Annotated in this window: 12 protein-coding genes; 10 read left to right on the top strand and 2 right to left on the bottom strand. The window is 63.7% G+C overall.

Going from position 1 to position 12,897, the window contains the following annotated elements:
- Window positions 1-54: 54 nt before the first annotated feature.
- The 6 genes from N0D28_RS10560 to N0D28_RS10535 all read left to right on the top strand — a co-directional run bounded on the left by N0D28_RS10560 (window position 55) and on the right by N0D28_RS10535 (window position 5,477).
- On the top strand, window positions 55-549 hold the full coding sequence (locus N0D28_RS10560) for a GNAT family N-acetyltransferase (RefSeq protein WP_260559484.1): 495 nt from the start codon (window positions 55-57) through the stop codon (window positions 547-549).
- A gap of 135 nt (window positions 550-684) precedes the next feature.
- A complete protein-coding gene (locus N0D28_RS10555; protein WP_260559483.1) occupies window positions 685-1,146 on the top strand; it encodes a GNAT family N-acetyltransferase in 462 nt (153 codons plus the stop codon).
- 82 nt (window positions 1,147-1,228) lie between these two features.
- Window positions 1,229-1,756 (top strand): N-acetyltransferase, encoded by a 528-nt coding sequence (locus N0D28_RS10550; protein WP_260559482.1) that lies wholly within the window; start codon window positions 1,229-1,231, stop codon window positions 1,754-1,756.
- Window positions 1,757-1,822: 66 nt separating this feature from the next.
- Window positions 1,823-3,520, top strand: a complete 1,698-nt coding sequence (locus N0D28_RS10545) for a hypothetical protein (RefSeq protein WP_260559481.1) — start codon at window positions 1,823-1,825, stop codon at window positions 3,518-3,520.
- Window positions 3,521-3,808: 288 nt separating this feature from the next.
- Entirely contained in the window at window positions 3,809-4,993 is a 1,185-nt protein-coding gene (gene carA / locus N0D28_RS10540) for a glutamine-hydrolyzing carbamoyl-phosphate synthase small subunit (protein WP_260559480.1), read from the top strand.
- Between the two features lie 328 nt (window positions 4,994-5,321).
- Entirely contained in the window at window positions 5,322-5,477 is a 156-nt protein-coding gene (locus tag N0D28_RS10535) for a hypothetical protein (protein ID WP_260559479.1), read from the top strand.
- Window positions 5,478-5,544: 67 nt separating this feature from the next.
- Here the strand turns inward: N0D28_RS10535 and panB are convergent, their stop codons facing one another.
- Window positions 5,545-6,360 carry a 3-methyl-2-oxobutanoate hydroxymethyltransferase gene (panB, locus tag N0D28_RS10530; RefSeq protein ID WP_260559478.1) on the bottom strand — a complete coding sequence of 272 codons (816 nt, stop codon included), beginning with the start codon at window positions 6,358-6,360 and terminating at the stop codon, window positions 5,545-5,547.
- A 44-nt stretch (window positions 6,361-6,404) separates the two neighbouring features.
- Window positions 6,405-6,887, bottom strand: coding sequence for a DUF420 domain-containing protein (locus tag N0D28_RS10525; protein WP_260559477.1), 483 nt, complete (start codon window positions 6,885-6,887; stop codon window positions 6,405-6,407).
- 268 nt (window positions 6,888-7,155) lie between these two features.
- On the opposite strand from N0D28_RS10525, the gene N0D28_RS10520 reads away from it, so the two are divergent.
- The 4 genes from N0D28_RS10520 to N0D28_RS10505 all read left to right on the top strand — a co-directional run bounded on the left by N0D28_RS10520 (window position 7,156) and on the right by N0D28_RS10505 (window position 12,882).
- The gene (locus N0D28_RS10520; RefSeq protein WP_376777620.1) at window positions 7,156-8,145 is read left to right on the top strand and encodes a COX15/CtaA family protein; all 990 of its coding nucleotides are present in this window, start codon (window positions 7,156-7,158) and stop codon (window positions 8,143-8,145) included.
- Window positions 8,142-9,053, top strand: a complete 912-nt coding sequence (locus N0D28_RS10515; RefSeq protein ID WP_260559476.1) for a heme o synthase — start codon at window positions 8,142-8,144, stop codon at window positions 9,051-9,053. Before N0D28_RS10520 ends, N0D28_RS10515 begins: the two co-directional genes overlap by 4 nt.
- A gap of 125 nt (window positions 9,054-9,178) precedes the next feature.
- Window positions 9,179-10,450 carry a cytochrome c oxidase subunit II gene (coxB, locus tag N0D28_RS10510; protein ID WP_260559475.1) on the top strand — a complete coding sequence of 424 codons (1,272 nt, stop codon included), beginning with the start codon at window positions 9,179-9,181 and terminating at the stop codon, window positions 10,448-10,450.
- Window positions 10,451-10,452: 2 nt separating this feature from the next.
- Window positions 10,453-12,882: a cbb3-type cytochrome c oxidase subunit I gene (locus N0D28_RS10505; RefSeq protein WP_260559474.1), complete on the top strand. Its 2,430-nt coding sequence runs from the start codon at window positions 10,453-10,455 to the stop codon at window positions 12,880-12,882.
- The last annotated feature ends 15 nt before the right edge of the window (window positions 12,883-12,897 follow it).

Below are 12,897 nucleotides of genomic sequence, written 5' to 3'. Positions count from 1 at the left end.
GGGGAAGAGTGAAGCGATTGCCTGTATCAAGCCTTTCCCGCCGAGGTCCTGCCTATGACTGCTGCCCATGACGCTTACAGCTCCCTCCACATTGACCTTCGCCGGGCCGAAACTAAAGACCTGGACACCATCCGCGACCTCATTCTGACAGTGCGCCTCAGCAGTGAGCGCAGCGCCATCACCGCCACGCTGGAGGGCTGCACCTACTGGATTGCCGATCTCAACGGCGTTCCGGCAGGTTGCATCGGCCTGGAGCACGGAGAGGGCGTCAGTCTGCTCAGATCGGCCAGCGTTTTGCCCGCTGCGCGCCGTCAGGGGCTGGGGCGGGCGCTGGCGCTGAGCGCCCTGACCTATTCCAGCTTGCGCGGCGACCGGGCGCTGTACCTGTTTTCCAGCGACGCCGGGCCGTTCTGGCAGCCGTTCGGCTTTGTGCCGGTGGATGTGACCGAGGTCTGCGCCGCGCTGCCTGAGGCTCCGCAGGTTGTCAGCGGTCTGAGTCGCGGCTGGATTCACGGCGAGTCGGCCTGGCAACGGGCGGTGGGCGCATGAATCCCGGCTTGAGCATGTTCCGGTCAAATTTTCAAGTGCTAGACGAATGGGCGACTAAGGGTGCAGACTACGCTTATTCCCCGCGCTGTTGCTCCTTCAATCCACTTCACCGCTTCTTTCTCAGGAGGAATCCACATGACCCAGTCCACCAGCTTGCAAGGCCAGCTCCGGCTCGCCACCCCCAACGATTACGCCGCCGTCGTCAAAGTGATGCAGGACGCGGGACTCTCGCCCGACGCCGTGATGGTGGTCGGCACGACCTACTGGCTGCTGGAGCAGGGCGGTCAGCCGGTGGGAGCCATCGGCCTGGAACACGGCGACAAAGCCTCACTGCTGCGCGGTGCCGCCGTGGTGCCCTCGGCGCGCGGGCAGGGGCTGGGCCGTCAGTTGGTGCAGAGTGCCGTGGAGCATGCCCGCGAGCACGGCGACACGGTGCTGTACATGTTTTCTACCGGCGGCGACTGGACCAGCTTCGACTTTCAGCAGGTGCCGCTGGCCGTCGTGATGGGCGACCTGCCCGACGCCCCACAGGTGGCCCACTACCGCGCGGCGGGCACCCGGCCCGGCGGCACCACCTGGATGCGGAAACTGAACTGAAGCTGGCAGGGTGTGGGGCAGGCTACGCCGAAATGACGTTCACTGGGCTCCATGCCCTGCACACGGCTTTCCAGGTTCCGGCATGACCCTGGCCCTCGATTCCATCATACTGCCGGACATTCACCCGGACGCGCCCATCACGGTTCGTAAGGCCAAACTCTCGGACATCGACGCCATTCACGCCCTGATCGGCTACTGGGCGGCGCGCGGTCAGATGTTGGTGAGGTCGCGCACCCTGCTCTCAGAGAACATCCGCGACTTTCAGCTGGCGCTGGCCGGGCCGCTAGAAGAGATGCCCGGCGGACTGGCTGGCGTCTGCGGCCTGCACATGCTGGCTCCCGATCTGGCCGAGGTGCGCGGGCTGGCCATCCACCCGGCCATGCAGGGACGCGGCCTGGGCAAAACCCTGGTCGAAGCCTGCGAGCGTGAGGCCCGCGAGATTGATCTGCCAGCTTTATTTGCCTGGACCTACCAGCAGGGCTTTTTCGAGAAATGCGGTTTTACGCGCATCGAGAAGACCAACCTGCACCCCAAAGTCTGGAGCGAGTGCCAGCGCTGCGCCTTCTTCGAGAACTGTAACGAGATCGCCATGTACCGAACGTTGGACTGAGCACAGGCACAGGATCGAAGCCAAAAATCTGCGGTCGGTGCGGCTCACTTGTCTTAGAATCTTCTTATGAAGAAACTGCTGACCCTCACACTTCTGCTGACCTCCGTGAATGCTGGTGCCCAATCGGCCCGACTGGCCGACCAACTGCCCGCTGGAGCACTGCTGACTCTGGAAACGCACGACGCGGGCGGGGCGCTTGACCGCTTCGCCGGACTGCTCACCAGCGTGATGAAGAATGTCGGCAGCCCGCAGGAGAGCCAGGGCATGTTGACCGATCTGGGCGGTATGCAGCAGATCCTCAAAAGCTCGATTGGCAAGGAAGCGGTGCTGGGCGTGTTCAGCGTGGGCGCGGCCCAGCAGACGTTCGAGCCGCAATTGCTGGCCGTCACGCGGGTTGATGAGTTCTCCAGTGAATTCTTCCGCTCCATGATCACCAAGAAGCCGGGAGCCAAAGTGGGCCTTTATCCCTTCGTGCGCCAGGACGGGCTGTTCGTGGGGCAGGCGCGGGAGCTGGTCTACCTGTCGAGCGACAAGACCCTGCTGATGAACTACCTGGCGCGGCTCAGCGGCAAGGTGGCTCCGCGCCTGAACCGCTCGGCGACCTACTCGGTGCCGATGCAGGCCACTGGCCCGCAGGAACTCTCGCTCTTTTTCAACTTTTCAGGGATGGCCAAGCTGGCCCGCACGCAGCTCGCGCGTGTTCTGCTGCCGCGCCTGCTCTCGCCGGTGGTGGACGCCCTCGACACGCTGGGGCAGTACGCGGCGGGCTTCTCGACCACGCCTGGCGGCCTTACGGCCCAGTCGGCCCATGCTGCCAATCCCTACGGTAAAGACACGCCGCTCTACCGTATCCTCACCCACCGCAGCGACTTCGGCGTGCAGGCGCTGATTCCGGCCAGCGCCGAGAGCGTGGTGGCCCGCGCCTGCGCGCCGGAGCAGAATGCCTACACCGCCCGCTGGCTGACCCGCATCGATCTGTTCGACCCCTTCGGCTTCCTGACCGACAGCCAGCTCGCCAGCCATCTGGAGCAGTCCTCGCGCTACCTCGGTGACGAGTGCGCCCAGGTGTCGCTGGCGGGGGGTATGGCAGCGGCCATTGACGGCAGCGACCCGCTCAAGTCGTTCGATTACAGCGTGACATACCAGAAAGTCAGCGACATGCAGGCGGCCCGGGCAGCCATGCCCGAATACGCCGCCTCGCTCAACCAGGCCATCGCGGCCCTGCCCAAGTCGCTGGGCGCTTTGATGAAGAGCGCCAACGCGGCCAGCTTGCAGGGGCTGGCTGAGGAAGGCGGAATGTCGGCCCTGACCTTCGGCGCGGCCACCTCGGGCCTGGCCCAGAGTATGCAGCAGATTGACGCGCTGCTGGGCCGCCTGAAGCTGGTCTACGCCTTCAAGGACGGTTACCTGATCACCGCTTACAGCCCCGCAGCGCTGGCAGCGGCTCTGGCGGACAACGTGGCCCGGCTGGCCGATGCTGCCGACTTTCAGGCGGCCAACCTCAACCTGGGTGCCTCGGCAGGCTGGCAGTACGCCCGCGCTCCCCAGAAAGTTACCAGCGCTCAACTGATGAAGCTCTTCACCAGAAACCTGCCTGCCAATTCGAGCAGCCGCGACCAGCAGGAGATGAACAGCGTGTTCAAGCCCGTCGCCAGCGCGGCGAGCGACCTGATCAACCGCTACGGCGGCATGTCCTCCCAGAGCAGCGTCATGAACAATCTGGTCACCAGTCAGTCCAGCGTGGTGTACCGCTGGGGCAAGTAAGGCCGGGACCACTTTATTCAATAAGTGTGCAACTCCATGCACTTATCGAGGGTGGCGCATAGATCAGCAATTCAAGAAAGACTGCCCAGCATGCTGAAAGCGGCTGGGCCGGTTTTTTGTGATGCTTGGATTGGTGCATAAGAAGTCAGCTCGTGTATACTTCCAGCAGCAAGCGGGTCGCCTCGCACAGAACACGGTTGGGCGGAGCGCAGCCCGCTATCATGGCCGCTGCACCATCAAAGGCGTCCTGCGAGGCGCATATGGAGGAGAAAGTATGGGAGCAGCAGCATGATTCGCAAGGAACGCGCCGTGCTGGCGCTGGAAGACGGAACGGTCTACCGGGGCTACGCCTTCGGGCACCGGGGCGAGACAGTCGGTGAAGTGGTCTTCAACACTTCCATGACCGGCTATCAGGAGATCATGACCGATCCGAGCTACAACGGCCAGATCGTTACCATGACCTACCCGCACATCGGCAACTACGGTGTCGCCATCTACGATATGGAGAGCAACAAGCCGTTCGTGCGCGGCTTCATCGGGCGCGAATTCAGTGACGGCTTTTCCAACTACCGCGCCCAGGAATCGCTGGAATCGTTCATGAAAGGGCACGGCGTGGTCAGCATCCAGGGCATCGACACCCGCGCCTTGGTGCGGCGGCTGCGCGAGGGCGGCGTGGTCAAGGGTGTGGTGGCCCACCGCAGCCACACCCACCCCGAGGACGCCTACGGCGAATTCAGTGTGGAGGAGGAACAGGTGCTGGTGGCCCGTGCCCGTGCCCACGAGGACATCGATGGGCGCGACATGACCCAGGAGGTCACCACCTCCCTGCCCTACGCCTTTCCCACGCTGCGGCACGGCAAACGGGTGGTCCTGATGGACTTCGGCATCAAGCACACCATCGTCGAGCGCCTGGCGGAAGTCGGGATCGAACCGATCGTGGTTCCGGCCCAGACCACCGCCGCACAAGTGATGGCCCTCCAGCCGCACGGCCTGTTTCTCTCCAACGGTCCTGGCGACCCGGCGGCTCCCACCTATGCCCACCGCACCGCCTGGGAGCTGATGGGCTTACTTCCCACCTTCGGCATCTGCCTGGGCCACCAGATTCTTGGCCTGGCGGCGGGCGGACAGACCTTCAAGATGAAGTTCGGCCACCGGGGCGGCAACCAGCCGGTCAAGAACCTGCTGACCGGCAATGTCGAGATCACGGCCCAGAATCACGGCTACGCGGTGGACCTGGAGAGCATTCCCAACGGCGAGTTCGTCGCCACCCACCTCAACCTCAACGATCAGACGCTGGAAGGCATGGCCCACAGCCGTTACCCGGTGTTCAGTGTGCAGTACCACCCTGAAGCCTCGCCCGGCCCGCACGACAGCCGCTACCTGTTCGAGCGCTTCATTGAGGAGATCAACCTGTTCGATGGAGCCACCGGCACGCCCGTCGAGAAGGTGTCAGCGGGGCGGTACGGCGTCTAGGGAAGCGGTGAGGCTGCTGGGTCCGGAGAGCACTCACTTCCTGCTTCAAGGCACTCAATGTATAACTGGTAAAGACCCAACGGCCCCTGCATGGCCGTCAAGTCAGGTAGGTCCAGAAACGAGCGAGGGCGGGTGGCATTTTTTAGCCGCTCGCCGCTCTTTTTGGCCAAGGTCCGGATTTCTGACGGCGCTGTCGCCCTCACCCGCCGCTCGACTGACGACGCTCAGTGGAAGCATTGGGGAGAGAAAGGGGGTCTCAGCGGCCCAGTTTCTTCCTGGTCAGACCTGAATGCCTACGCTGGCGAGGACATTAGGTACACTCTCCCAAGTGGCATGGGTCCAGTACCCGGCCTTCGCCGCCGCCGTGATATTGCTCCGCAAGGTCACCAACGGCGTCACCCCCTGTTTGATCATCAGCGGCCCAGTGCGGGTTGTGGCTTTCCAGCAGAGCTTCGGCGTCCGCTTCCGTGCCACCATCGACTGACCTGCTCAGCGCTCAAACGAAAGCACCTGTCTTGTTTCCGGGCAGGCACTTTCGTCCGGACGTGGCGTCAGTACAGTTTGTCCAGCACCTCATCCTTGATGATGAAGCTGTTTTCTTTCGCCGGAAATACCTTGCTCCGCACGTCGTCGGCGTAGGTTCTGAGCGCCTCGGTGGCAAGCTGTCCGAGTTCGGCGTAGCGCTTGGCGATCTTCTTGTCCTGATCGGAGACGCCCAGCACGTCGTGGTAGACCAGCACCTGACCGTCGCAGTGCGGCCCCGCGCCGATGCCGATGGTGGGAATCCCAGCCCGCTCGGTGATCAGCCGGGCCAGCCGCGCCGGGATGACTTCCAGCACCACTGCGAAGGCCCCGGCGTCCTCCACCGCCCGCGCCGCTTCCAGAATCTTCTGCGCGCCTGCCTCGTCGCGGCCCTGCACCTTGCGCCCGCCCAGCGACACCTCGGTCTGGGGGGTCAGGCCGAGGTGGGCCATCACCGGGATGCCGTTGCGGCTCAGCACCTTGATGGCCTCCAGCACTTCCGGTGACGCGCCCTCAAGCTTCACGGCGTCGGCCCCGGTATCCTGAATGATCTTGACGGCGGCACGCATGGCGTCTTGCAGGCCGGTGTGGTAGGTGCCGAACGGCAGGTCGGCCACCAGAAAGGTGTCTGGCGCGCCCCGGCGCACGGCGCGGGCGTGGTGGATGATGTCGCCGAGCGTGACCGGTGCGGTGCTGTCGTAACCCAGCACGACGTTGCCGAGGCTGTCACCGACCAGAATCAGGTCCATTCCGGCCCGTTCGGCCTGCTGCGCGCCGGGGTAATCGTAGGCCGTGACCATCACCAGCGGGGTCTCGCGGCGCAGTTCGGGGAGGGTGAGTTTCATGTCAGGTAGGCTAACAGAGCGGCGCTAAAAAGGCCCACCGCGTCTCAGCGCAAGCTGAGCTGCCCGAAGCGGTCGAGCACCAGGTAGATGATCCAGCCGGTGACGGCCACGTACAGCCACACCGGCACCGTCCAGCGGGTCCATTTCCGGTGGGTGTCGAAGGCTGCGCGGGCGACGGGCACCTCGTCCACGCGGCTGAGACTGCCTGCCGCCTGGATGCCCCGGTAGGCCCAGTAGAGTGCGCCCAGCGCCAGCGGCACATTCAGTGCGGCCATGAAGATGTGGGTGATCAGCAGGGTGTAGTAGGCCGAGCGCCACTGCTCCGGGCCGACGTATTTCTTTTCGTAGCCGAGGCCCAGCCGGGTCAGGTAAAGGATCAGAAACAAAGTCGCCAGGGCGCTGGCCAGCAGCATGAAGCGCATGTGCATGGCGCGGTTGCCCCGGCGAATAAACGTCACCCCGATAATCAGCGCGACGCCGCTGAGGACGATGCAGATGACGGCCCACTGGTTGATGATTGAAGCCATTTGGGCATTCTAAGGACGCGGGGCCGGGCCGCCCAGGGTCATTTGCTGGACTGCCGCCGGATAGCCTTGCAGAAATGACCTGCTGTGATGCTAAATTCAACGTCCCAGCGCAGCTTTTTTGAACCTGGGCCGAGGACAATTGTACCCACCCTGGGCCTGCTCCTTCTCTTAAACTGTGGTGAACGGGTGATGAAGCATTCAACCCTGCGCGTACCCTGAATGGGTACAGTGGCGCGGGAACCGGGCAGTCAAGGAAGGGGTGAGGGGTTTGAGAAAGGTTCTGGAACGGGGGGCTGAACCCAGCGTGAGGGCGGTGCGGGTACTGACCGGCCTGAGCTGGACCGCGCTGGCTTACAACATTCTGGTGATCTTGTGGGGCGCGTATGTGCGGATCAGCGGCTCCGGGGCCGGGTGCGGCGACCACTGGCCACTGTGTGACGGTCAGGTCATTCCACGCTCGTTTACCCTGGAGCGGATCGTGGAATTCAGTCACCGGGGCAGCAGCAGCCTCAGCGGCTTGCTGGCCATCGCGGTGGTGGTGCTGGCCTTCGTGGTCACCAAGCGGGGCCACCCGGCCCGGCTTGGTGCGACCTGGTCGCTGGGCCTGATTCTGTTCGAGGGCGTCATCGGCGGCGTGCAGGTGCTGCTGGGCCTGACTGCCAACAGCACCGACCCGGCGCGCGGCTTTGTGCAGGGCCTGCACCTGGCCAACACCTTCGCGCTGCTGGGCGCGCTGCTGCTCACCGCGCTGTGGGCGGGCGGCGCACCGCGCTTTACTTTGCGTGCCCAGGGCTGGCTGGGCTGGGGCAGTCCGCTGGCCGCCGTGCTGATGCTGCTGCTCGGCATGGCGGGCGCGGTCACGGCGCTGGGCGACAAGCTGTTCGTTCCGGCTCCCGGCACCCCGCTCGATACCGTCAAGCGCGATTTTGGGGCCACCGCGTCCATCATCGAGAATCTGCGGGTCATTCACCCGGCGCTGGCCCTGATCGTCTGCGCCTACCTCGTCTGGTTCGCTGCACGGGTGCTGCGCGAACGGCCCGGTTTGCTTACCCGTCGCTGGAGTTACGCCCTCTACAGCGTCATCGGTGCGCAGATTCTGATCGGGGTGATGAACGTGGCACTCAAGGCTCCCGGCTGGATGCAGATCATTCATCTGCTGTTTGCGTGCATCATGTGGCTTGTGACGGTAATGCTGATTTACTCCGCGCTGGTGGCCCGGCCCAGGCCGCAGCCCGCGCCCAGGGCGGTGGCCGCGTGACCGCCGTACCGACCAAGCCCACCGCGCGCGCCACCTGGCGCGACTACCTCTCGCTGACCAAGCCCAAGGTCATCAGCTTGCTGTTGTGGACCACCCTGGCGGCCATGTTCATGGCGGCGCGCGGCTGGCCGGGCCTGTGGCCGCTGCTGCTGGTCGGCGTCTGCGGCTTCATGTCGGCGGGGTCGGCGGGCGTCTTCAACATGATCATCGACCGCGACATCGACCTGAAGATGGCCCGCACCGCCAAGCGGCCCACCACCAGCGGCCTGATCTCCAGCCGCAGCGCCTTCATCTTCGGCCTGAGCCTGCAGGTCATCTCGTTCGTTGCCCTGTGGGCCTGGGCGAGCCCGGTGGCGGCGCTGATGAGCCTGGCAGGGTTCGTCACCTACGTGTTCGTCTACACCATGTGGCTTAAGCGCACCACCTGGCACAACATCGTGCTGGGCGGCGCGGCGGGTGCGTTTCCGCCGCTGGTCGGCTGGGCCGCCGTCACGGGCGACCTCAACCTGTTCGCCTGGTTTCTGTTCGCCATCATCTTTTTCTGGACCCCGGTGCATTTTTGGGCGCTGGCACTGATGATCAAGGACGAGTACCGGGCGGTGGGCATTCCGATGCTGCCGGTGGTTCACGGTGACCGTCTGACCGTCGAGCAGATTTTTCTGTATGCCATCTACACTCTGGTTTTGTCGCTGATGCCGCTGCTGCTGCGTGAGGTGTCGTGGATCTACGGCGTCTCAGCGCTGTTGCTGGGCAGCTGGCAGTTGTGGCTGGCCTGGAAGCTGCGAATTCATGTGGTGGCCGGGCGCAAGATCGAGCGCAAGGTAACGTTGCCGCTCTACCTCTTCTCAATGCTCTATCTGGCGCTTTTGTTTCTGGCTGCCGCGCTGGACCGGGTGATCTTCGTGTGAAGGCTGAAGAAGGCTTTATGCTGGGCGTGAACGCTCCAACCGGGCCACCCAGGCCGTCAGGGACGCGGCCACCTCCGGCGCTCGGCCCTTCCCGACCCACCCGCGCTGCTTTACACTGCACCAAGATGAAAGGAGTGATGTTGAATATGCTACCCGGTCTCCCCGCGCCGCCGCGCCGCCGCGCATTGAGTCTCGCCGCGCTGCTGGCCCTGACCAGTCTGGTGCTGGGCAGCTCGTCGCTGGCCCAGCAGGTCAACCAGACGGTGTCCATTCTCGATACGTCGTCCGGCTACAACCGGGAGATGAACGTTCTGGTGTTCTGGGCACTGGCCTTCGCAGTCATCATCTTCATCGGTGTGTCGGCGGCGCTGTTCTACACCGTCCAGAAATTCCGCGAGGATAAGAACGACGCCGCCCCGGCCCAGTTTCACGGCAACAACCGCCTGGAAGTGACGCTGGTGGCGGTGCCCGTGGTGATCGTCATTTTCCTGGCGCTGCTGACGGTGCGGGCGATGGCGCGGCTCAACCCCACCCCGGCAGGCGCATACCCGGTCAATGCGGTGGCCGCTCAGTTCTACTGGAATTTCGAATATCCCAACCTCAAGGTCAACCCGGCGGCGGGCAACGGACTGGTCACCAACGGTAACGAGATCATCGTGCCGACCCAGACCAAGATCGCCATGACCGCTACTGCCAGAGACGTCATCCACGGTTTCTGGGCACCCAACCTCGGCGGCCAGCGCGACGCCATTCCCGGCGTCAAGAAGACCTGGCAGATTGACACCGACAAGGCAGGCGTGTATCAGGGCAACTGCACGCTGCTGTGCGGCGCGTCACACGCCAACATGCGCTTTAAGGTGATCGCGCTGCCGAAGGCCGACTACGATCAATTCGCCAGCGCGGCCCAGGCCTACAAGGCTCCGGCAGCGGCGGCAGGCACCCCGGCGGCAGCGGGCTACGCCATCTTCATGCAGGGCAAGGGCGGCTCGGGTGCGTGCGCCGCCTGCCACCGCATCCAGGGCACCGCCGCCGCTGGGCAGGCTGGCCCCGACCTGAGCTTCTTCGGCTCCCGGCGCACGCTGGGCGCGGGCGCGTGGGAAGGCGCGGACGTGGACACCCACCTGCACCAGTGGATCAAGGCGTCGAGTAGCATCAAGCCCGGCAGCCTCATGCCGCACTACGACGGCTCCACGCCCAACTACCCGACCCTCACCGATCAGGACCTGACGGACCTGGAAGCTTACCTCAAGACCCTGCAGCTCCCGGCTGAAGGCAACTACTGGACCAAGATCGCGGCGCTGGTGCCCGGCGCGCCCGTTCCCGCCGCCCAGAGTCCGACCCCGTCCAGCGTGAACGCGACCACCTCGGCCAGCACGGCCATGAACGGAGGCAACTAAGCATGGCTGTTCAAGTTCCCCGCCAGTCGGCGGAAAAATCCGGTTTCGGGGCGGTGCTGTGGGATTACATGACCACCACCGATCACAAAAAAATCGGCACGCTGTATATCGGCACCTCGGTGGTTGGGTTTGCTGTCGCGGGCATTCTGGCGGTGCTCCTGCGACTACAGCTGGCGGTGCCCAACAACACGCTGCTGGTGGGTAACACCTACAACCAGGTGCTGACTGCCCACGCGGCCATCATGATCTTTTTCTTCCTGATTCCCATTGGCCTGTTCGGCTTCGGCAACTGGTTTGTGCCGCTGCAACTCGGGGTGCGTGACGTGGCGCTGCCGAGGCTCAACAACTTTGCGGTGTGGCTCTTTATCTTCAGCATGATCCTGATCCTGAGTGCCATGTTTCACGGCGGTATGCCCGGCGTCGGTTGGACCTTTTATTACCCGCTTTCAGTGGACGCCAACCAGACCGGCGTGAGCGTCCTGATGATCGCGCTGATTCTCAACGGCATCGCCTCGCTGCTGGGATCGGCCAACTTCGCGGCCACCATCGTCAACATGCGCGCGCCCGGCATGAGCCTGTGGAAAATGCCGATCTTCGTCTGGAGCATCTTTTCCACCTCTATCTTGCAGCTCGTCTCGCTGGGTGGCCTGACCGCCGCCGCGCTGGTCACTTTCCTCGACCTCAAGATGGGCCTGAGCATGTTCAACCCTGGCATCAACGGCGTGCCGGTGCTGATGCAGCAGTTCTTCTGGTTCTACTCGCACCCCGCCGTGTACGTGATGCTGCTGCCCTACCTCGGCATCGGCGCGGAAATCGCCTCGACGATGGCCCGCAAGCCGATGTTCGGCTACCGCGTGATGGTGTACTCGCTGCTGGGCATCACCATGGTGTCGCTGCTGGTGTGGCTGCACCACATGTTTGCCCTGGGCATTCCCGAAACCTGGCAAATCGCCTTTATGGTCGCCACGATGGTGGTCGCGGTGCCCACCGGCGTCAAGATCTTCAACCTGATCGGCACCCTCTGGGGCGGGCGGATCATCATGAAGACGCCCACCTACTGGCTGATCGGCTTCATCTTCAATTTCCTGATCGGCGGCATCACCGGCGTCACGCTGGGCCTGATTCCCTTCGATTATCAGGTCACCATGAGCTACTACGTGGTCGCCCACTTCCACAACGTGATGATGTTCGGCACGGCCTTCCTGGCGATGGGCGGCCTGTACTACTGGTGGCCCAAGATGACCGGGCGTTTCATGAACGAGAAGCTGGGGTTGTGGCACTTCTGGCTGTTCATGGTCGGCAGCTGGATGACCTTCATGCCGCAGTACATCCTGGGTCTGCTGGGTATGCCCCGGCGCTACTACACCTACCCGGCGGGCAACTTCGCCTGGAGCGAACTCAACTTCATCTCGACGCTCGGCGCACTGGTGCTGCTGGTCGGCGGCATCGTGTGGGTCTGGAACATGTACCAGAGTGTGCGTCGTCCGGCCACCGCTTCGGCCAACCCCTGGGGCGGTTTCACGCTGGAGTGGACTGCTGACAGCCCTCCCAAGTCCTACGACTTCGCGCACGACTTCCCCACCACCTTCCCCACCGAGCGCCCCCTGTATGACTGGGAAAAGAGCGGTGCGAAGCTGATTCCGGTTGATCCAAGCAGCATTCACCTGCCGCAGAGCACGGTGTGGCCGTTCATGAGCGCCATCGGCCTGGCCCTGATCGGCTACGGCCTCTCGTTCGGCTGGTTTTCGAGCTGGAGTCCCTCGGTGGCCGAAACGCCCAACCAGCTCGCCAGCATCATCCTGTATATCAGCATTCCGTTTTTCCTGTACTCAGTGTTCAAGTGGGCCGGAACACCCGAATATGACGTGCCGGTGGAGCACCATACCCTCACCAAGTACAGCAACGGCTTCATGGGCATGGCCTGGTTCATCATCTCGGAAATCAGTCTCTTTGGCGTGCTGATCGGCGGGTACGTCTACCTGCGGGTTGCTGGCAACGCGGTGCCGCCCGTGACCCGTCCGAGCATCTGGCTGGCGGCGCTCAACACCCTGATCCTGGTCAGCAGCTCGTTCGTGATCCACAAGGCCGAGCAGGACCTGCACCACCACCGCGTCAGCCGTGGCCGTCTGGGGCTGCTGATTACCCTGATTCTGGGTGCCTTCTTCATGATCTTCCAGATCTACGAGTTCTCGCTGTTCGGCACCGAGAGCAACTGGATGCAAAATCTCTGGCAGACCTGCTTTTTCATCATCGTCGGGCTGCACGGCCTGCACATCATCATCGGCGGTGTGGGCGTGGCCCTGCCGTACTACCAGTACATGACCGGCAAGATCGACAAGACCAACCACGGCTCCCTGGTGCCCGCCAGCATGTACTGGCACCTGGTGGACGTGGTGTGGCTGTTTATCGTGGCGATCTTCTACGCCTGGTAGAGACGACGCATCAAA

Source organism: Deinococcus rubellus, from assembly GCF_025244745.1.
GTDB classification, from domain to species: Bacteria; Deinococcota; Deinococci; order Deinococcales; family Deinococcaceae; genus Deinococcus; species Deinococcus rubellus.
Note: the sequence above shows the minus strand (reverse complement) of the source record. Positions and strands in the feature narration are given on the sequence as shown.